Below are 18,306 nucleotides of genomic sequence, written 5' to 3' on the forward strand. Positions count from 1 at the left end.
AAGTCTAAGGGCCGGTATCGATCTTAATATCAATTTTGGAAATTTTGCTCTCCACTTTTTTTCGAAGTTTATTGAAAAACTGTTTTCGTTCTTTTTCACCTGTGCCACTGATCAGGGTGGATCTTTTCATCAGATTTTCCAGATTTCTAAACATTGAGTCATTGAATTTCGGATCCATGGACCCGATAAAATACATGACGCTGTGGTTGAGATAGGTGATTTTTGTGTCTCCCAATTCAGCCATAAAAGTATTGTCACCGAGGACAATTTCATTTAAATACATTTTGTATTCGGCACTGTCAACAGTTGGAGACTGGCCCAAAATCGATTTTTTACCAGTTTCTGCCATTTTTTCCAAATGATCAATCACTTCCAATACACAATTATAAAGGAAAATTGTGTCTTCAGTATGTTTGATCAATCCCATTTCATGATACACTTCAATCTGCCGTAAGGTGGTATTTAGCCCCTCTTCATTCCAGATTTCTGAAGTTGGTACCCGGTTATAGATTTTGATTGTTTTTTGGGTGATCTCACGATATTTTTCAAAATGGTTGTCCTCAATTGAAAATTTAACACTTTTGAGGTTTTCAAAAAGGAGGATTGATTTCATCCAAAAAAAGAATTTGAACCCTGCCAAAGCGGGATGATAGTAATGATGAAAAGGAGGCATGTCCTTCACCAAAAAATAAACGTGCTTATGACTAAAGCTGTTGACGAGATTGAGTTGGGCAAGAACATCCTCCATCCACTCCATAAAACTATCTTCCTTATAGGAATTGGTTTTGCCTTGAAACATGATGGAGTCAGAATTCAAACTAAAAAACTTATCCAAGGAAATATTAAACCGTTGACAAAGAATTCTCAATTCTTCGAAATCGAGTAGCTTTTCACCACGAATTCTCCGGTAAGCACTATCCATGCTGACATCAAGCGTTTCGGCTACTTCATCCACCAAGGAAGCATAAGATGGAATGGCTGACTTAAAACTTTGGAAAAACTGCGCCTGAATCGTAGAAGAAATCGTCATAATGGGCTTGGTTCAGAATGTTATACACACAAAAATGTACTTCAATGTAAGAAAAGTAAAGCTGAGATTCAAAAATTTTAGAAATAAAGTTCGGTTTTAAGCTAGTTCTAATTAAGTATATTTGGAACTGATGGTGCATATTTATCCCGCAAACATTTAGTTTTCAATTAACACAATTCCGAAGGAGTTTTCCAAGAAGCCCTAATCAAGGTTGGCAATTGACAATATTCAGACTCACAAATATTGTTTAATTAAAAAATAAAATTGGTCTAAATCAACTTATTTCGGCTAGAAAAAGTTAGTAAATCATACATGTTTTTACATCCAGATTTACTTTTTATATTTCTTCTGTGCGTGTCAACAGTAAGTTTACTAATGAAAAAATGATCGGCTATTTTTGTGCTAGATTCTCCTTTTATAAAGTAAGGTATTAGCTTTAATTCCGTATTTGAAAAAATTTTTTTTATGTCGCCGCAGATTTTTTTTTCGAAGTGATCACTGTTTAAATTGTTCAATTTAAATGACCAATTCACATATCCAGGGGTTTGAATAAAACTGATATCACTAAGAATAGTCACATTCGTCGACATTCTATGGTTATCATCTAAATGATAGATTGTGGTTTGTTTTAAAACTTGTGCATAGGTACCATCCTTTCTTTTTAACCGAAAAGTCAGTTCAAGGCAACAATTGTGATCCATCATATCATCTTCAATGGCGTGTATAATGGCTGATTGAGTCACTGTATTTACTAAAATTTTATCATCAGGATGAAAATTGCTAGCATGTTCTATGGAAAACTCATCATCATTAAATCCTAATACGTTTGCATTTCTGCAATAAACAATTTGATTTCTTGGAAAATCGTATATATAAAAACATTGCGTATTCAGAATCGGAATTGTTTGAAATTTTTGAATATCCTCCGCCGAATAATCAACATGATTAACCTTCTCTTTAACCTTTTTAAAAAATTCCAATAAATTAGAATTCATAATAAATCAATTATTATCTGTTATAAAATCAAGAATTAATCTATTGATTTCTTCCGGTCGATCTAAAAATGGATTGTGTGAGCTATGCTCAATAATATTCACCTCACCTCTCCATTGATTTTTGAAGGGGTATTTTGAAAAATATCCGGGATTACAAAGTTTATCATCTTCCCCAATAACTAGTGCATAGGGTAGTTTAATTGCATTCAGTACCCCTATTTCATCCATATAATTTTGATTAATTATGGACTCCCCAATTTTTTGACGGGCAAGCGGATCAGCCGATTCAACTGAGTCAACAACCTCATTATGATGAATAGTACCAGCTACATTATTTGATAAATCGATTACTTCTTCCTTACTGAGCTTCGCTTGAAACAATAAATTAGCTACTGGATTGGGTTGAAATGCAGCTGGAATATCCGCTGGTATTCCAAGAGGAGGCGTACTAACTGCTATAAAACCTTTTATTTCGTTGACATACTTACCTGCGAATTCAATTGCAATATGTCCTCCTAACGAGTGACCAACTAAGTATATGTCTTCAAGACTCAATGCTTGAATTACACTCCTAATTAATTCAGCGTAAAATGGAACGTTATATTCCTTCGTGGGTTGATCAGATCTGGAAGACCCTCCGAAACCGACTAAATCAAAGAAAACCAATCTGTAGTTGTTGAATCGCTCGCTATTCAACTGATTTCGAAAAAGCTTCTTAGACATTGAATTTCCATGAATAAAAAGAACAGTCGATTTTTTTTCAGGATTGACTTCAAGATATGAAATTGAATGTCCCAAAACAGATAGGGTGTTTTCTTTCATTGTAATTTAAAAAGGTATCAAATGTGAAATTTAATATTCAAATATTGGATTATCAGTTACTCTGTGAGTGGGGTTGGATAGAAACTATAATAAGTCGATCGAATAGACTTTTTCACAACTGTTTTCGGTTTAGTTTGTGACAAAACCCGTCCAAATAGTTCTGGGGCATTCTTTCGGAGATCATTCTGTATTTTTTAGATCACTATTAAAGTTATTTTTTGCCGTATAGGTCCATTTCAGGTCGAATTTACCTTCCATTGTAGGGGATAGATCAGTGACATAAACTGCCATGAAATCTTCAAAATTAGAATAAGTCGTACTGTCATCGGTCTGAAGAATTGCATTTTGGTGTCACTAAATACGTTTTAGTGCCTTCGAAAAGGAAATTTTACCTACTTGTAGGTATTGTAAACATTAAGATTTGTGCAAACATTTGAGGAAAATCAAAATCAGTTTGGTGTGACTTCAATCTCGGTATCAAAATAACGAAATTTTGATTTCGAAGGTAGATTTCTCCGTTTTTGTTGTGATTAAAAAGAGTTTTCAACGATAATAATTCTCTTTCTTAAAACTATGAAGATAAATATTCAATTAGTTTTTTTTCTCTCTCTATTTGCCGAGACAGCTTATGCCCAAATACAGCTTGAGGAAGGGGTTTATACCTCAGCCGATGGATACTATTCATTTCAAATGAAATTTGTTCCAGATGGAATAAAAGTTATCGAGCCTAACAGAAGTAATATTTACAGGCTTAGTTCTGATGGTCTTTATCGTCATAGTGAACAACAATACAGTAACTTTTATATCCGGGTCATTTCATCTAGAGAACTTCGAACCGGTAATGGGAAATCGCCTGAGAGTTACTTTAAATGGACTTCGCAATTAAATGAGGGCGAATTGGAAAGCAGTTCTCTGGATGATAAGTGTTTGGGGCTGGTGGAGAAATATCAAAAACTTGCAGGTGAAGACTATGAAACTCAAGCCTGGGTTTTTTGTGCTGCCGCTGCATTAGTCAAATGTGCTTCAAGCCCCGAAGGTTTTGAGGAGTATGCAAAAGACATAGTGCTTAGTATGAGGGAAATTGTAGTAAATCAAAATCATTGTCCTTGTCAAGATGTCATTTCTACTTCAATTTGGAATAAGTATAAGTAACTAATGCACAGATTATGTCAAAAAATATTTTTCTGTTATTCTTTTTATTCTGCTCGTTGGGATTCACGAGCTCACTTTTTGGGCAGAAATATTATGCTTTGGGTTATTTTTCAAGGAATCAAAACATGGTCTGCGGAAAATATGAAATTGCTGTAAATAAAGAAATTGATTTGGGATCCATCAGTGTTTCAGAATATCAAAAACAGTTTCAAAACGAATTATACACTCGATATGCCGAGAAAAATATAAGTGAAAGAAAGGCAATTGTTGTTTCTCCAAAACAAGTATTGATTGTGTATGCCTATAAAACTCGGCCTGATAAATATTGGGACAACTGTGTGACAGACGGAATTAGTCATATTGTGGCCAATACCATAAAAGAAGCAGAGGGCATATATAATGCTCGCAAAGAAAACCCTCAGGTCAGCTCCATGAATGAGCTATTTCGCTGGCAAGGAAATGCCAATGAGGTGGGTAAGCCAGGATTAACGGCCAATTATGAAGGGGTCAAAGTTGAATATACCCGACTGAGAAATGGTTCTGTTTTGGCAAAAGGTACGAATACCAATACGGATGTAATCGCAGTGATTCGTTTTAAAACCAATGGTGGTTCTGAAATAGAAACAATCGAAGTTCCACCAGGTGGGGGTTTCCAAAAGCAGGTAGATGAAAGCGATTATAATCTGGAAATATCCTTCAAGCCCGGAGCAAATACAGGTGCAGGTACTCTTGAAAAAGTGAAAAAGTTAATCAAAGACAATATTAAAACTTCTCCAAATGGAGAAATCAGAAATAATACAACTGGAGTGCGTGGATGATATAAGCAACTTTATTTGCCTTTTTAGGAGGAATATTATTTAAGAGACACATTAACAACATACTTGCTAAGCTAAATGAAATTTTCTAACACATTAAAATGCGCTTGTTTAATTATTGCATTTGCTACTACAGATTTTCTATCAGCTCAGACAGACCCGATAGCTCCAGTAGGCGAGCGGGATGTGTTTTTTTATTATTCAGAAGGAAAATTAGTAAATGATGATCGTGTCAAAATACTGATGATTAGTCAATATATATACAGATCAAAATATTCCTTTAATGGATACAAGGAAGTATTTGGATTCGATGGAGGAGATTTTGGAACTGTCATAACTTCAGTCACTAATGCAACCTCTGAACGACTGGAAGAAATAGAAAAAAATGAATATAATTCTAAATCAAAGAATAGATTTCATCAAATACAATTCACCTACCCTAAATTTGTTCAGGCGTCTTATGGGTTCGATAAAGTGACTTGTTTTTGTCCTGTAAATTCAAATGAACCAAGTGAATATGATAATACCACAAGTAGTTTCCTTTTTAAATGTCGAGAACAATTAATTGCTGAGTACCTTAAAAAGGGTTACAAAATTGTATTGTTTGAAAGTGATCAAATGTTTGAGCGACATCGATTTGCGAAGGAAGCTAATTTAGAACGTATCAATCCTCTTTCTGGATTACTATATGAATATTATGATAAGGGAGACATTTTAAATTTAACTAGGCGGTTTCAGGAGGAGCAATCTAAATAGATTTTAAATTGGTATATAATTAAACTAATAATATTTATGCTTAAAAGTATCCTAACAACATTCTTTCTTCTTTTCTTTTCTTTCACGCATGCTCAAACAATTGAGGAAACTAAGGCCTGGTTGATTTCTAAGCTTAAAAAAAGTGATGTTGTGAGATTACATAACGTTGGTGATCTTTACCAATCTTATAATAATTACAATACCATTGAGCAGGGTGAAATCACAATAGCCAAGGTAGTAAACTGTGAACTTAAGAACCAATTTTTAGAAATATCATTTTACGAGGAAATAAGGCCTTTGGAAACTGTTAGAGTTGTTTATGAATATAGTTATAAGATTGATTTATCCAAATTGGATACTCTTAAAATGAATAATCGAGATGGACGGTTTCTTTTTACTAATGGTAATCATATTTCGCAAGCATTAAAACGTAAACAGTATAAGTTATACAGGCAATACAGGGGAGGCCCTTATATGAATCAAGACACAGAGCAAACTGAATATAATTGGTCATACATAGGGTATGATGATTCTTGCCAATTAAAAATAAATGATAATGCGGAGCCTGATATGTATAATAGAATAGTAAAAGCTATAAAACACTATAGCAGGATTATGCCGATTGTGAATGAGCGAAAGGAAGTCTTCTAGCTTATATTGAATAGAATGGTTAAAAATTTATTGCATTAAAAAAATAAAATCCTATTAAATTAATAAGAAATGAATGAATTTGAACTTGGAAGGATAATTGAAAATATTTCTTCCCGACTAGAAAAATTGGAAACGAGCTTAATGAATTTTGAAAATTCAGATGCTTTGGTAGAAGAAACTGTTGAGGATTGTTTCACTGTTGAATTGACACCGGATTCAATCGAAAGATTGGAAAATAATTTCATCGTTAGAATGGATGATAATACGCTCGCTCCTAGAATATTTCTTACTGGCCAGAAAACAACTGGACGTGATCGCGAAGGTCGATGGGGACGATATAGCGGAACAGTGTGGCTTCAGGATAATGTCGGTCGAAATTTGGTGTGGTTTTACATTGAAACTGGTTCAGATAACATTTGTAATTTATTGTACCCAAACTTTGCCTCAGGCAGGGGAGCACACATGGAAGCTCGCAATACTCATGTTTGTCGTTTTGGCTGGCGCGGTTTGTGGCGTCCTGGACAAGGAGGTGCTTCAAGTTGGGGTAGGTTAGTTGATAGTAGAGGAAGTGGTTGGATCTGTAGATGGGGTGCAGGGTGCTAAGAGTCCTAAAGATTTAGGACTCTTTATTCGGGATAGTATGAGTTCTATTTTCGAGATGTTGTTTGCTAATTGAACTATACTCTGCCGAAGCCTCCAAATTCTAATTCCTTTCCGCCAATTACAAATTCCACCTATTTCTGAAGGTTAAGCAAGCCTAATTTCAAGCCTAATAGGAAATCATGTTTAGAACCATCCTTTGTTCAATACAAACTAAAAATATAAATCACATGAAAAAATTACTTAAATCTTTAAAAGTTAGGATATTAATGCTTATCCTATTACTTCCTTTGGTATCGCTGCTTTATGCATTTATCCCTAATAGCAAGAACCCCGTCATGACAGAAATTTCTTTAGATGAGGGTAAGGCGTGGTGGTTTACTTATCATTCAAATGATTTTTCAAAAAAGGCATATGTATCCCGAGTTTACAATAATGACTGCAATCATTGTCGGAATGAGATAAATGCTGCGTTTAGAAAATGGCTGGTGATGAATGACTACTTAACTCAAGTAAGCGGGGATCTCTATAGTCAACATGATGCAAGTGAGTCGTCATTACAAAAGAGGCGAGATGAATATATTTATAAATACAAACAAATGGGATATAGTGTCATAAACGTTTCATTTACTTATACTGAAGACTAAAAATTAAAAAATATGAAAATTAAATTTATTATCCCTGCCTTATTGATCATGTCTTTAGCTACAGGATCAAAAATGAAATCTAGTTCTGAAAAGAATTCAAGAACTTATGACCGTACTGTCTATATTTTTGCATTTATGACTTTGGATGACAACAGTATTCTTGTATCGAATGTATATCCTATCACAGATCGAGATGAGCTTAATACATATGATGAAGCAATGAATAAACTTTCTACCAAACTTTACGAACATGCAATTAATGAATTAAAGCTAAAAGGAAGAAGAAGTGAAGTTGGAGCAAATTACGAGTTTACGGATCGTAATAAACTCGAATCACGTCGAAAAGAAATTATTGCCTACAACAAAGGTCTTGGAAGGAAAATAGTATATCCAGCTGTAACTTTTGGTTTTTCGTTTGATTATCGAAGAGATTAAATTAATTATTAGCTCAATAATTTTATCAAACAATATATTTGAAACTCATCTTTAAAAGATAAAAACAATATGAAATCGAGCATGACTAGTACCTCACACACTGGGATGATTATAATGCATGCGAAGATTCCATATGGCCACTGAAAAAAAATTATATTCATATGAAAAAAGCCCTTTTAATTCTTGTCTTTCTAATTTGTGGTTCTTCGCTCTATGCTCAAAAGCATTATTTGCTCATAATAAAAGGTATATCGAATTGTAATGGTTATTGTTATGACGGTCTATTAGAGGAACATGTATTAAACACCAAGCAAGATGTCTTTACTTTAGAAAAAAAAATGAGGAATGAGTTAAGAGGGTATCCTTCATTCTACACCATTATGCCAAATGAAACCGCTATTTCGTTTGAATATCTCGAATCTGCAGGTAATTGTACCTGTAAGAAAGTCAGAGTTGTTAAATCTACCTCATATGAGTCAGCCCAAAAGGCCTTAGAAGAACATCGAAATAAGAAAGGGTTTGCTATTAGAGCGACGTTTAATCCAAGTAATTGACGGAGTTTATTTCAGAATTTTGTTTCAACTATGTTTAACCAACCAGAATTAATTATAAATAATTATATTCAATTTACTATACAATGAAAAAAATACTATTATTTAGTTTTCTGATAACATTAGCGCTTCCAAGTCAAGCTCAAGAAGGTAAAGCAACCAAAGAACAGACGGTTGAATATATAATAGATTATTTTAAAAGCTTATGGATGATCACTGACAGGTGTGAAATAAGATATTCTAAAGTTATTTCGGTCTTTGAATATGAATTTTCTTCCTTTTTCACTTTTTTTAACAATTCAAAAAGTGCATTAACTATTAGAATGGTTGGAGCAAGGAATAAGGTCAAAATTTATGATGATGCAAGGGAGAGTCCTTTTGAAAAGGAAGAGGAGATAAACTATGAATATATAATTTATTTAAACAAAATTAAAAAAATAGAATTAGTTGGTTCACCTTAGATTTGTGAGAGTTTGGATGGCATGCAAAAGCCAGGTGCTACCTATTTAGAATTTACTTCAATAATTGGTTCATCTATAGAATGTAAAATTAATGGTATTAAAAATGAGTCTAAAGTGGTAACTATTCCCATCAAAAATGGTAATGTTTCAAGTGATAGCAATAAAGATATCCAAATAGCTAAAGCCTTTGAACACCTTCGCAAACTTTGTGGGGCTCCTGAACCTCTTTCATTTGAATGATCTCGCCAATTCCAATTGCTTATAATAATCGTAAATACGTACTTACTATAATAAAAACCAAAACCCTAAATTAATTATTTCATGAAAAAGTATTATTTCTTAACGATCGGACTGATAATATCAGTACTTGCATTATTCAGTTTCACCAGCATCAATTACTCGAAGAATGAAGCTACTTAAACATCGTTGAGCAGTACCAGTGCCCCTACTTGGCATATTGTTTACTATGTCAATCGTGTGGAAAAAAGGTATTATATGAGTAGACCATTTCTAAACGACTGTTATCCATGTAGGGATGCAATAACTAAAGCGTATGCCAATTATCTCAAACAAAGTGGTTATCAAAAGACTGTAATGTTAAATGATATTGTGGTGTATAGTGCCAGTAAAGAAAGTGATATCAATCAAAGGGAAGACATGGAGATCGATAAATTCTATGATCATTTTGAATTAATTAGAGTTGGGTTTTCTTATCCTTGATATGAACTACCAAAAACATTTGGTTTTCTTACATCCTATCTTTTCAGTTTTATAAGAAAATCGGTTAAATACAGCCATAAGTTTAAAGCCCATGGCTCGTAGCATTGGATAGCTATCTACCTTTCCGGATTGATATAGTTAAAATTTATAACAAATAACAAATTTCATGAAAAAGACCATTCAAATTTTACTTGTATTAAACTTTCTAGCTTGTACTGCCAGCTATGTCAAAGCCCAAACCTTCCCTGAGATGATCACTGTAGAAGGCGGTACCTTTTCGATGGGAGACCTACGTGGTGATGGAGGTGAAGATCAGCTCCCAGTTCATAATGTGACACTTAAAACTTTTAAAATGGCTAAAACAGAAACCACGGTAGCACAGTGGAAAGCCTTCTGCAACAGCACAGGGCGATCTATGCCTTTTAAACGTTCAGAATGGATAGACAGCCATCCAATAGAAAATATAAGCTACACCGAAGCGGTCGCCTATTGCGATTGGTTATCCAAAAAAACGAATGCCGAATATCGCTTACCGACAGAAGCTGAATGGGAGTATGCTGCCCGTGGTGGAAAGTTAAGTAAAGGTACTAAGTACAGCGGGGGAGTTGGAATTGACCCTACCGGATGGTTTGATGAAAATAGTGGAGGTAAAACACATTCGGTAGCTACCAAAAAGCCCAATGAATTGGGCATCTATGATATGAGCGGCAACGTTTCAGAATGGTGTAGCGATTGGTATGGTGATTATCCTAGCGGTGCGGTATCAAATCCTACAGGCCCCGCGTCTGGTACCGATCGGGTTTTCCGTGGAGGCGGATGGAATAGCTACGAGGAATACTGCGAAGTATCCAGGCGAAGCTTCTTTTCTCCAGACAAACGTAGTGGCACTCTCGGTTTTCGTGTGGTGCTTTCCCAGTGAACAGCCGGGAGGTTCCACCCCTCCTTTAAGCCAAGGAACTTTTGTCAAGAAAGGCTGAGGGACGAGGCCTTTCAAGGCAAAAGTTTGAGACTTATCCTTTTGAATCAAGAATAAGGTTCGATAAATGGATAGAAAAATTAACGCTAAAATACAGAGCACAAAATTTCCGCTTTTACTTCTAAATCAAAAACACAAAAAAATGAAAGCATTATTTACAATCCTTCTCTGCCTGTCTCTATCACTTGTTTTTTTTACACACATGACCTATGCCCAAACTCTTCCAGAGATGATCTTAGTAGAGGGTGGCACTTTCCAGATGGGGGATGAGTGGGGATTGGGAGATGAGGATGAACTTGTCCATGAAGTGACCCTTCGCTCCTTTTCCATCTCCAAGACGGAGGTGACTGTAGGGCAGTACAAGCGATATTGCAGTGAGAGCGGTGTGCGTATGCCAAATCCACCTAATTGGGGGTGGATCGATAGTCACCCGATGGTCAATGTCTCATGGTTTGATGCGGTCAACTATGCCGACTGGCTGAGTGAGAAGACCGGTAAGCTCTATCGCTTGCCTACCGAGGCGGAGTGGGAATATGCAGCCCGAGGAGGGAAACACAGTGCCGGCTATAAATATAGTGGAGGGCAGAGTCTTCCACTAGTAGGTTGGTTTGGAGACAATGCAGACGGAAAGACACATCCTGTGGCTCAAAAGCGAGCGAACGAACCTGGGATCTATGACATGAGTGGCAATGTATGGGAATGGTGCAGTGATTGGTATGGAGACTATCCTAGCAGTGCAGTATCCAATCCGCGTGGCCCCTCTTCCGGCTCCGACCGTGTCTTGCGCGGTGGCAGTTGGGACGGCTCCGCAGTCTACTGCCGGGTGTCTGACCGCCTCTACTACGACCCGTCTGGCCGTGACGGCAGCGGCGGTTTTCGTGTGGTGCTTTCCCAGTAAACAGTCGGGAGGTTCCGCCCCTCCTTTAAGCCAAGGAACTTTTGCCAAGAAAGGCTGAGGGACGAGGCCTTTCAAGGCAAAAGTTCAACTAAAATCTCTGAAAGGATGCAGATTAAGTTATTTACTATCCCGCTCACAGATGATGGCTCGGCTCAGGATGAAATGAACCGCTTCCTTCAAGCACAAAAGATCGTCAAAATAGAGAGCCAGTTTATTTCCGAATCAGGTGGGGCCATGTGGTGCTTCTGCGTGTCTTTTTTGTCCAATTGCCATGGAAGTCAGACAAGCTACCCACTCGGCAAAAAAGTGGATTACAAAAATTTGCTCAGCGAAGAGGCTTTTCAGCGATTTTCAAAACTCAGGGATATTAGAAAAGAGCTTGCTTCTGAGGATGCAGTTCCGGCATATGCGGTTTTCACGGATGTGGAGCTTTCGGAAATGGCCAAATCAGAAAATTTGGATGCAACTTCCATTTTAGGGATTAGGGGTATAGCTGGTAAGCGATTTGAAAAATATGGAAAGGCCATGCTTGAAAAATACAGCGGGCAAGTTTCTCAGATATGAAAAGAGCAAATGATCTGATGAGTAAAATTTGCAGCCTTGAGAATCTGTATCTAGCCTTTTGGAAAGCTCGAAAAGGCAAGAATGGATATTCGTATGTAGAAGAGTACCGGGATGATTTAGAATCTAACCTATTCATCTTATCAGAGGAATTAAAGACTGGCATGATTTCGATAGGCAAGTATCATTACTTTAAAATATATGATCCCAAAGAACGGGTTATTTGTGCTGCTGCTTTTGGTGAGCGGGTGCTTCATCATGCCCTGATGAATGTATGCCATCCTGTTTTTGAAAAGTACCAAATCCACGACAGCTATGCGAGCCGTAGCGGAAAGGGACAATATGCTGCATTGGACCGTGCAATGAATTATCAAAACAAGTATCATTGGTTTGTCAAAATGGACGTCAGAAAATATTTTGACAGCATAGACCACGAAACTCTGCTCACCCTACTCAAAAGAAAGTTTAAGGAGGAGGGTTTATTGCAAATTTTCTCCAAGCTTTTGGCGACTTATTCTACAGCAGAAGGTAAAGGACTCCCCATCGGGAATCTGACCAGTCAATACTTTGCCAATCATTACCTTGCTGTCTCCGATCATTACCTCAAAGAAGTGCTTAGGGTCAAAGGCTATGTGAGGTACATGGATGATATGGTGATGTGGGGAGATGACGCTCATGATCTTCTGAGATCTGCCGAGGAGCTCAAGGGCTTTCTTTCCGAATATTTGAAACTTGAACTAAAGCCCTTTTGTATGAATAAAACTCATTTTGGGCTTCCGTTTCTGGGGTATGTGGTGAATAAAGACAAGCTTTTTTTGAACCAAACAAGCAGAAAACGCCTCAAGCAAAAGTTAAAAGTTTATGAGGAATATTTGATGGATGAGGTGTGGTCAGAAACAGAATACCAAAAAAGAACAAGTGCCTTGCTTGCCTCTGCCAATCATGCAGACACATTTAATTTAAGAAAAAAATTTGTTAGTTTAAGGAATGGTAGTCGAGAAAGCCTCCAACCGTGTCTTGCGCGGTGGCAGTTGGAACAACTCCGCAGTCAACTGCCGGGTGTCTAACCGCAACAACAACGACCCGTCTAACCGTAACGACAACAACGGTTTTCGTGTGGTGCTTTCCCAGCTTAAAAGGAGGGGTGGATGCCCGCTGTTAAACCGACTGCTATTTCCGGACCTCTTTTCAGGGGCAAATCTTCAGTACAGCATCGGGCTGGTAGTGATTGCGAACGTCCGATGCTTATTTTAAATCCAAAATCATATCAAATATGAAAACTATAGTACTTTTATTTTTCTCATTACTGATGAGCATTTCAGTATCTGCCCAATCCCCCACTACCTTCCCGGATAAGCCTGAGGTGATCTTTGTACGAGGAGGGACATTCAGTATGGGGAGCAACTCAGGGGATGATGATGAACGTCCGGTCCATTCGGTGACGCTCAGTGACTACTCGATTGGTAAATACGAAGTGACAGTAGGCCAGTATCGGGCTTTCTGTGAGGATCTTGGGAGACGGATGCCGGAGGAGCCTGAGTGGGGCTGGAATGATCGTCATCCCATAGTAAACGTGACATACAATGATGCAGTGGCCTATTGCAACTGGCTCTCTGAAAAGTTTGGTGGCAATTGGCGCCTGCCTACCGAGGCCGAGTGGGAATATGCATCCAAGGGAGGAAGCCAAAGCCGGGGCTATATCTATGCGGGAGGAAATGATATGGATATACTCGGATGGTACACAGATAACTCCGGGGCTCAGACAAATGCGGTCGGCAGGAAAAAGCCCAATGAACTCGGGATCTATGACATGAGTGGTAATGTATGGGAGTGGTGTAGGGATTGGTATGGGGCCTATCCTAGCAGTGCAGCAGCCAATCCCCGAGGTCCTTCCTCCGCCTCCTACCGTGTCTTGCGCGGTGGCAGTTGGAGCCTCTCCGCAGTCGTCTGCCGGGTGTCTTTCCGCATCAGTGGCATCCCGTCTAGTCGTTTCGGCAACCACGGTTTTCGTGTGGTGCTTTCCCAGTAAACAGTCGGGAGGTTCCGCCCCTCCTTTAAGCCAAGGAACTTTTGCCAAGAAAGGCTGAGGGACGAGGCCTTTCAAGGCAAAAGTTTGAATTTTATCTCGTAAAATAAAGCTAGAGACTAAATTCTAGGAGGGTAAATTAGCTTCAAAACATGGGGCTATTAGGTCAATGAAGGCTTGAGTTTAATTTCTTTATCAAAACTAAAAATGATAGTATTAATTACAATATTTCTTTGCCTATCGATTTCTGTTGGCATTTATGGTCAATCATCCAGTTCGCTCCGAGGTATACCTGAGGTTATATTTGTTAAAGGAGGCACTTTCAGCATGGGAAGCACCGCAGGCGAAGATCGTGAACGTCCCGTACGTTCGGTGACTCTCAATGACTTCTCTATTGGTAAAAATGAGGTTACCGTTTTACAATACAGGGTTTTCTCTGAAGATACTGGTAAGAAAATGCCTGATGAGCCATCATGGGGATGGCAGGATAATCATCCCATTGTGAATGTGAATTATAATGATGCAGTCGAGTATTGCGACTGGTTGGGTGAAAAATATGGGGATAAATGGAGACTTCCTACTGAAGCTGAATGGGAATACGCTGCACGTGGGGGAATACAGAGTAAGGGCTATAACTATGCAGGTGGAGACGATCTAGACTTGGTTGGATGGTATGCAAAAAATTCAGGTAATCAGGCCCATTCTGTCGGTCGAAAAATAGCCAACGAGCTCGGAATCCATGATATGAACGGCAATGTGTGGGAATGGTGTATCGACTGGTACGGAGAGTACAGTGGCAGCGCTGCTTCTAATCCAAGAGGCCCGTCTTCTGGTGTTAGTCGTGTTTTGCGCGGAGGCAGTTGGGTCAATTCTGCTGTCTACTGTTGCGTGTCTACTCGCCGTCACCTTGGTCCTTCTTATAGAAATGATTACAATGGTTTTCGGGTAGTGCTATCTTAATAAACAGCTTCATTTAGGCTCAGGAGACCTTGTTATTCGGGACTGAGAAGGACCTAACTTCTTAAGGTAGAAGAGTGCTATAATGCAGATTTTAATATTTAAAGACTGCGAATGTGGATCTTCATTGTTCCCTTTTCAAAGGACTATTTTCATATTTGAAGTTCCAACGTCAACTGGCACTTCAAGAGTAATAGGCAGACTTAATTAGGTTGCTGTTTTCATTGTGTACTATAAAATCATATAACCTAATTAATATGCTAATTGTTTTGCTTACAAAGTCCATAGTCTGAATACTTAGATCCTGCGAGTTTAATCCGTGCACTCAATTGCTCACCAATTATCTGATCCTCCCCATCGACTACCTTGTATTTAATAATCAAAAATGTTTCGTTATTCCCTTTAAATAAATAGGTTCCTGTAATCTGCCCATCAGCATCAATGGAGGAGCTTTTTTCAATCTCCAAAACTTTTAACTTTAATCCATCCGGGTAATCATAACTAGTTAGTTCGATCATTGTCCCTTTAGAGTTAATCTTCCCCGAGTATCCATTTTCAAAATAGCAATCAAATGAATAATCCTCTTTTACATAATTTGAAGTAATATTCAAAAGTGAGTCTAACCTTTCAGCTAGATCTACAACTATTGGAGATGGTTCCGATTGACTATTTATTGCGGCTCTATACTCCGCTCGAGAGGCTTTAATTTTGGTTTGAACCAGCGCTAAAGATTTATCAATGTAATTATGGTTCGTGGAAATCTCTTGGGCATTGGAAATTATTGGTGTCAGCATTATCACAAAAGAATACAGAAACAAATTTTTTGAAATTTTCATAAAGAAGTGGTTGATAGAAATGTTTCAATTGAAAGGATTAATTTACAATAAAGTAATAAACTATTCTAATATTTAAATTTTATTTGAATTTACGGAAACTACTTATTTTGAAAGTGTATTTGGAAAATACATGGTCCCCTTTAAAAGATTGGTTTAGAACTATTTGGGTGTAGATCAATTCAAATAATCAGGAATACTTTGATAAAGGCTTAGAAACCTAAAGTATTATCAACCTCATCTAACCTTATAAATAGCAGAATTTCATGCTCTAAGATTTCAATCTTTTTAAAAAACTAAAACCTAGCGATTCACTGCTTTTAAGAACAAATAAAAAAATCATGAAAATAAGCCTAATGATGCTTTTAGGTCTGCTTATGCTGGCCCACCTACATGCCCAAACTCTCAGGACTCCGCCACTCAAACCGGAAGTCGTTTTCGTCAAGGGTGGAACCTTTAAGATGGGCACCACCGAAGAAAATAAAGTTGAAATGCCAGTCCATGCAGTTACAGTCAGCGACTTTTCTATAGGGAAATATGAGGTGACTGTATCTCAGTATCGAGCATTTTGCAAGGAAACGGGAAGGAAAATGCCTTCCAAACCAGATTGGGAGTGGGTTGACAACTACCCAATGGTTAAAGTGTCTTACTATGATGCATTGGCTTATTGCAAGTGGTTAGGTGAAAAATTTGGTGGTACTTGGAGACTACCCACCGAAGCGGAGTGGGAATACGCCGCACGAGGAGGATCAAAAAGACGGGGTTATACTTTTGCTGGAGGAGATGATGTCTTCCAAGTGTGCTGGTTCTATGAAAACAGTAAATTTCAGGCAAATCCGGTAGGGTTAAAAACCCCCAACGAACTTGGCATATATGATATGTGCGGAAATGCAGGAGAATGGTGTGAAGATTGGTTTTATGAAGAATATTACTCCAGCAGTCCTAAAATTAATCCCAAAGGTCCAACTGAGGGGACCGAGCGCGTTATGCGAGGCGGAAATTGGTATTTAGTATATTGGTGGATCACTTCGACTCGTCGTTCATTTTCCACCCCAGATGAAATTAGCAGTTATAATGGTTTTCGTGTCGTACTTTCCAATTAAAACCCGGATTATGCATTAGGTTTCGTTATGAGGCTTGTAATTGCAATAAAATCAGGCTGTTTGGAGACTGAGTCATAGCACCGCTATGGTGAAGTCGAAAACAGCATGCAATAACTGATTTTGAAGCAATTACGGGCCGCAATAGAATAGCTAATGCATATTTCGGGTTAATGATAACCGTTTCTCTTAGCGAGGCTCTACAAAAATCAAAAATGATAGAATTTAAAAGATCCTTAATCTCTGAAAAATATCACTCCATTCAGATTCTAGAATGTCCGACCGATGTGATTCTATTTGCTGCACGTTTGGGAAGCGAAATGGTGACAGTGGAAAACTACAACCATTATAGAAATCCTAATTCTTTGTCTATTCGGATTCACAATGGGAACTCGACCCTTACGCCAAAGCTTAAACAATTCACCGCAGATTTTCAGATTAGCAAATCAGACTTTATTTCACTTGAGAAAATTTGGGATACCCAGGGCTGTTTTGCCGTATTCCACGAGAGTGAAGAAATCAGATTCAAATTGACTGACCTGAATCAAATAGCTCGATACAAAAGACTCGATAATTTCCGATGGACTTTGGAAATTGCTATTCCTGACAGTGCCTCCGGTGGTTGGGGACAGATTTCATCCCCTCAGAAAAACACCATTGATGCCATTGAAAAATATCTACAGGATCGAATTTAGTAGTATGCGATTGAGCTTTTAAAACTTCCGCCAACCCCGCTTTTCAACCGCCCGCACATTTTCAACAGTTTTCAATGTAAGCAGGTAGTTGTATAAGTGGTTTAGTTCCTCGTCGGAGGGATCACCTGAAAATTCTTTGATGTAGACAGCGTTTCCATAATTGTTTCTGGATTTCTCAGGGGAGTCATCCACTATGATGATTTGCTCGAGGGAAAAACCTTTCTTTTTTAATTTGTCAAGACGCTTTTCAAAATAATAGCTGTCCAAATTAAAATCCCGCTTCACTGTGCATCGACTATTTCCCCAAATCAATTCAAATTCAACAGATTCAGGTTTTATGTTTTTCACGATTTCATCAACATAGGCGTCGTCTGCCGAACTCCAAATGCCCACTCTAAAATGTCTGGAAATATCAATCAGGAATCGATCAAGGTGCGGGCGCTTGAAAACACAATACTTGTCAAACTCAAAGTCTGAGTCTTTTCCCAAGTCTTGTTCAGTAGCAAAAATAAGTGTTTCGTCTAGGTCAAGAATTAAAAGTTTGTCCGATTTTGCTTCCATTTTTTGCGTAAAGATTTTTAAGCGAATTGTTAGGGTGCTTGTTTAACCAATTAAGTAAAGATTA

24 protein-coding genes and 1 pseudogene are annotated in these 18,306 nt (G+C 37.9%); 19 read left to right on the plus strand and 6 right to left on the minus strand.

Going from position 1 to position 18,306, the window contains the following annotated elements:
• Window positions 1-4 precede the first annotated feature (4 nt).
• The 4 genes and pseudogenes from BLQ81_RS01660 to BLQ81_RS22590 form a co-directional block, all read right to left on the minus strand.
• Window positions 5-1,030, minus strand: coding sequence for a hypothetical protein (locus BLQ81_RS01660; RefSeq protein WP_092728223.1), 1,026 nt, complete (start codon window positions 1,028-1,030; stop codon window positions 5-7).
• A 269-nt stretch (window positions 1,031-1,299) separates the two neighbouring features.
• Window positions 1,300-2,025 carry a LuxR C-terminal-related transcriptional regulator gene (locus BLQ81_RS01665; RefSeq protein ID WP_092728224.1) on the minus strand — a complete coding sequence of 242 codons (726 nt, stop codon included), beginning with the start codon at window positions 2,023-2,025 and terminating at the stop codon, window positions 1,300-1,302.
• Window positions 2,026-2,031: 6 nt separating this feature from the next.
• Window positions 2,032-2,847, minus strand: a complete 816-nt coding sequence (locus BLQ81_RS01670; RefSeq protein WP_092728225.1) for an alpha/beta fold hydrolase — start codon at window positions 2,845-2,847, stop codon at window positions 2,032-2,034.
• A gap of 115 nt (window positions 2,848-2,962) precedes the next feature.
• Window positions 2,963-3,198 (minus strand): annotated as a pseudogene (locus BLQ81_RS22590) (IS1595 family transposase); the annotation flags it as partial.
• Window positions 3,199-3,420: 222 nt separating this feature from the next.
• Here BLQ81_RS22590 and BLQ81_RS01675 point away from each other — a divergent pair.
• From BLQ81_RS01675 to BLQ81_RS01760, 17 genes are all read left to right on the plus strand, one after another.
• Window positions 3,421-3,999, plus strand: coding sequence for a hypothetical protein (locus tag BLQ81_RS01675; protein WP_092728226.1), 579 nt, complete (start codon window positions 3,421-3,423; stop codon window positions 3,997-3,999).
• A 14-nt stretch (window positions 4,000-4,013) separates the two neighbouring features.
• Window positions 4,014-4,817: a hypothetical protein gene (locus tag BLQ81_RS01680; protein WP_092728227.1), complete on the plus strand. Its 804-nt coding sequence runs from the start codon at window positions 4,014-4,016 to the stop codon at window positions 4,815-4,817.
• Between the two features lie 75 nt (window positions 4,818-4,892).
• The gene (locus tag BLQ81_RS01685; RefSeq protein ID WP_092728228.1) at window positions 4,893-5,570 is read left to right on the plus strand and encodes a hypothetical protein; all 678 of its coding nucleotides are present in this window, start codon (window positions 4,893-4,895) and stop codon (window positions 5,568-5,570) included.
• A gap of 36 nt (window positions 5,571-5,606) precedes the next feature.
• Window positions 5,607-6,221: a hypothetical protein gene (locus BLQ81_RS01690; protein WP_092728229.1), complete on the plus strand. Its 615-nt coding sequence runs from the start codon at window positions 5,607-5,609 to the stop codon at window positions 6,219-6,221.
• A 69-nt stretch (window positions 6,222-6,290) separates the two neighbouring features.
• Window positions 6,291-6,824 (plus strand): hypothetical protein, encoded by a 534-nt coding sequence (locus tag BLQ81_RS21900; RefSeq protein WP_139183543.1) that lies wholly within the window; start codon window positions 6,291-6,293, stop codon window positions 6,822-6,824.
• A 227-nt stretch (window positions 6,825-7,051) separates the two neighbouring features.
• Entirely contained in the window at window positions 7,052-7,468 is a 417-nt protein-coding gene (locus BLQ81_RS01705) for a hypothetical protein (protein WP_139183544.1), read from the plus strand.
• A 12-nt stretch (window positions 7,469-7,480) separates the two neighbouring features.
• Window positions 7,481-7,903, plus strand: coding sequence for a hypothetical protein (locus BLQ81_RS01710; RefSeq protein WP_092728233.1), 423 nt, complete (start codon window positions 7,481-7,483; stop codon window positions 7,901-7,903).
• Window positions 7,904-8,064: 161 nt separating this feature from the next.
• On the plus strand, window positions 8,065-8,457 hold the full coding sequence (locus BLQ81_RS01715) for a hypothetical protein (RefSeq protein WP_092728234.1): 393 nt from the start codon (window positions 8,065-8,067) through the stop codon (window positions 8,455-8,457).
• A gap of 83 nt (window positions 8,458-8,540) precedes the next feature.
• Window positions 8,541-8,915 (plus strand): hypothetical protein, encoded by a 375-nt coding sequence (locus tag BLQ81_RS01720; RefSeq protein ID WP_092728235.1) that lies wholly within the window; start codon window positions 8,541-8,543, stop codon window positions 8,913-8,915.
• Between the two features lie 21 nt (window positions 8,916-8,936).
• Complete coding sequence (locus BLQ81_RS01725) at window positions 8,937-9,155, plus strand: hypothetical protein (RefSeq protein WP_092728236.1); 219 nt, start codon at window positions 8,937-8,939, stop codon at window positions 9,153-9,155.
• A 646-nt stretch (window positions 9,156-9,801) separates the two neighbouring features.
• A complete protein-coding gene (locus BLQ81_RS01735; protein WP_092728238.1) occupies window positions 9,802-10,554 on the plus strand; it encodes a formylglycine-generating enzyme family protein in 753 nt (250 codons plus the stop codon).
• A gap of 199 nt (window positions 10,555-10,753) precedes the next feature.
• Complete coding sequence (locus tag BLQ81_RS01740) at window positions 10,754-11,509, plus strand: formylglycine-generating enzyme family protein (RefSeq protein WP_175454145.1); 756 nt, start codon at window positions 10,754-10,756, stop codon at window positions 11,507-11,509.
• A 105-nt stretch (window positions 11,510-11,614) separates the two neighbouring features.
• Window positions 11,615-12,073 (plus strand): HRDC domain-containing protein, encoded by a 459-nt coding sequence (locus BLQ81_RS01745; protein WP_092728240.1) that lies wholly within the window; start codon window positions 11,615-11,617, stop codon window positions 12,071-12,073.
• Complete coding sequence (locus BLQ81_RS01750) at window positions 12,070-13,137, plus strand: RNA-directed DNA polymerase (protein ID WP_092728241.1); 1,068 nt, start codon at window positions 12,070-12,072, stop codon at window positions 13,135-13,137. Before BLQ81_RS01745 ends, BLQ81_RS01750 begins: the two co-directional genes overlap by 4 nt.
• Window positions 13,058-13,324, plus strand: coding sequence for a formylglycine-generating enzyme family protein (locus BLQ81_RS23070; RefSeq protein ID WP_139183545.1), 267 nt, complete (start codon window positions 13,058-13,060; stop codon window positions 13,322-13,324). The genes BLQ81_RS01750 and BLQ81_RS23070 overlap by 80 nt, the downstream gene beginning before the upstream one ends.
• Before the next feature lie 19 nt (window positions 13,325-13,343).
• Window positions 13,344-14,099, plus strand: coding sequence for a formylglycine-generating enzyme family protein (locus BLQ81_RS01755; RefSeq protein ID WP_092728242.1), 756 nt, complete (start codon window positions 13,344-13,346; stop codon window positions 14,097-14,099).
• A 204-nt stretch (window positions 14,100-14,303) separates the two neighbouring features.
• Window positions 14,304-15,056, plus strand: coding sequence for a formylglycine-generating enzyme family protein (locus BLQ81_RS01760; RefSeq protein ID WP_092728243.1), 753 nt, complete (start codon window positions 14,304-14,306; stop codon window positions 15,054-15,056).
• 257 nt (window positions 15,057-15,313) lie between these two features.
• Here BLQ81_RS01760 and BLQ81_RS01765 read toward each other — a convergent pair whose 3' ends face one another.
• On the minus strand, window positions 15,314-15,889 hold the full coding sequence (locus tag BLQ81_RS01765; protein WP_092728244.1) for a hypothetical protein: 576 nt from the start codon (window positions 15,887-15,889) through the stop codon (window positions 15,314-15,316).
• Between the two features lie 338 nt (window positions 15,890-16,227).
• Here BLQ81_RS01765 and BLQ81_RS01770 point away from each other — a divergent pair, with 338 nt between their 5' ends.
• Entirely contained in the window at window positions 16,228-16,989 is a 762-nt protein-coding gene (locus BLQ81_RS01770; RefSeq protein WP_092728245.1) for a formylglycine-generating enzyme family protein, read from the plus strand.
• Window positions 16,990-17,201: 212 nt separating this feature from the next.
• The gene (locus tag BLQ81_RS01775) at window positions 17,202-17,681 is read left to right on the plus strand and encodes a hypothetical protein (protein ID WP_092728246.1); all 480 of its coding nucleotides are present in this window, start codon (window positions 17,202-17,204) and stop codon (window positions 17,679-17,681) included.
• A gap of 18 nt (window positions 17,682-17,699) precedes the next feature.
• On the opposite strand, the gene BLQ81_RS01780 is transcribed toward BLQ81_RS01775, so the two are convergent.
• Entirely contained in the window at window positions 17,700-18,242 is a 543-nt protein-coding gene (locus BLQ81_RS01780) for an NIF family HAD-type phosphatase (protein WP_092728247.1), read from the minus strand.
• Window positions 18,243-18,306: the final 64 nt, after the last annotated feature.

This window comes from Algoriphagus alkaliphilus, from assembly GCF_900103735.1.
In the GTDB taxonomy this organism is placed as follows: Bacteria; Bacteroidota; Bacteroidia; order Cytophagales; family Cyclobacteriaceae; genus Algoriphagus; species Algoriphagus alkaliphilus.

Excerpts from the sequence above, each read along its gene's own strand:
- BLQ81_RS01660 (WP_092728223.1), bottom strand. The coding sequence starts at position 1,030 with ATGACGATTTCTTCTACGATTCAGGCGCAGTTTTTCCAAAGTTTTAAG.
- BLQ81_RS01665 (WP_092728224.1), bottom strand. The coding sequence starts at position 2,025 with ATGAATTCTAATTTATTGGAATTTTTTAAAAAGGTTAAAGAGAAGGTT.
- BLQ81_RS01670 (WP_092728225.1), bottom strand. The coding sequence starts at position 2,847 with ATGAAAGAAAACACCCTATCTGTTTTGGGACATTCAATTTCATATCTT.
- BLQ81_RS01675 (WP_092728226.1), top strand. The coding sequence starts at position 3,421 with ATGAAGATAAATATTCAATTAGTTTTTTTTCTCTCTCTATTTGCCGAG.
- BLQ81_RS01680 (WP_092728227.1), top strand. The coding sequence starts at position 4,014 with ATGTCAAAAAATATTTTTCTGTTATTCTTTTTATTCTGCTCGTTGGGA.
- BLQ81_RS01685 (WP_092728228.1), top strand. The coding sequence starts at position 4,893 with ATGAAATTTTCTAACACATTAAAATGCGCTTGTTTAATTATTGCATTT.
- BLQ81_RS01690 (WP_092728229.1), top strand. The coding sequence starts at position 5,607 with ATGCTTAAAAGTATCCTAACAACATTCTTTCTTCTTTTCTTTTCTTTC.
- BLQ81_RS21900 (WP_139183543.1), top strand. The coding sequence starts at position 6,291 with ATGAATGAATTTGAACTTGGAAGGATAATTGAAAATATTTCTTCCCGA.
- BLQ81_RS01705 (WP_139183544.1), top strand. The coding sequence starts at position 7,052 with ATGAAAAAATTACTTAAATCTTTAAAAGTTAGGATATTAATGCTTATC.
- BLQ81_RS01710 (WP_092728233.1), top strand. The coding sequence starts at position 7,481 with ATGAAAATTAAATTTATTATCCCTGCCTTATTGATCATGTCTTTAGCT.
- BLQ81_RS01715 (WP_092728234.1), top strand. The coding sequence starts at position 8,065 with ATGAAAAAAGCCCTTTTAATTCTTGTCTTTCTAATTTGTGGTTCTTCG.
- BLQ81_RS01720 (WP_092728235.1), top strand. The coding sequence starts at position 8,541 with ATGAAAAAAATACTATTATTTAGTTTTCTGATAACATTAGCGCTTCCA.
- BLQ81_RS01725 (WP_092728236.1), top strand. The coding sequence starts at position 8,937 with ATGCAAAAGCCAGGTGCTACCTATTTAGAATTTACTTCAATAATTGGT.
- BLQ81_RS01735 (WP_092728238.1), top strand. The coding sequence starts at position 9,802 with ATGAAAAAGACCATTCAAATTTTACTTGTATTAAACTTTCTAGCTTGT.
- BLQ81_RS01740 (WP_175454145.1), top strand. The coding sequence starts at position 10,754 with ATGAAAGCATTATTTACAATCCTTCTCTGCCTGTCTCTATCACTTGTT.
- BLQ81_RS01745 (WP_092728240.1), top strand. The coding sequence starts at position 11,615 with ATGCAGATTAAGTTATTTACTATCCCGCTCACAGATGATGGCTCGGCT.
- BLQ81_RS01750 (WP_092728241.1), top strand. The coding sequence starts at position 12,070 with ATGAAAAGAGCAAATGATCTGATGAGTAAAATTTGCAGCCTTGAGAAT.
- BLQ81_RS23070 (WP_139183545.1), top strand. The coding sequence starts at position 13,058 with ATGGTAGTCGAGAAAGCCTCCAACCGTGTCTTGCGCGGTGGCAGTTGG.
- BLQ81_RS01755 (WP_092728242.1), top strand. The coding sequence starts at position 13,344 with ATGAAAACTATAGTACTTTTATTTTTCTCATTACTGATGAGCATTTCA.
- BLQ81_RS01760 (WP_092728243.1), top strand. The coding sequence starts at position 14,304 with ATGATAGTATTAATTACAATATTTCTTTGCCTATCGATTTCTGTTGGC.
- BLQ81_RS01765 (WP_092728244.1), bottom strand. The coding sequence starts at position 15,889 with ATGAAAATTTCAAAAAATTTGTTTCTGTATTCTTTTGTGATAATGCTG.
- BLQ81_RS01770 (WP_092728245.1), top strand. The coding sequence starts at position 16,228 with ATGAAAATAAGCCTAATGATGCTTTTAGGTCTGCTTATGCTGGCCCAC.
- BLQ81_RS01775 (WP_092728246.1), top strand. The coding sequence starts at position 17,202 with ATGATAGAATTTAAAAGATCCTTAATCTCTGAAAAATATCACTCCATT.
- BLQ81_RS01780 (WP_092728247.1), bottom strand. The coding sequence starts at position 18,242 with ATGGAAGCAAAATCGGACAAACTTTTAATTCTTGACCTAGACGAAACA.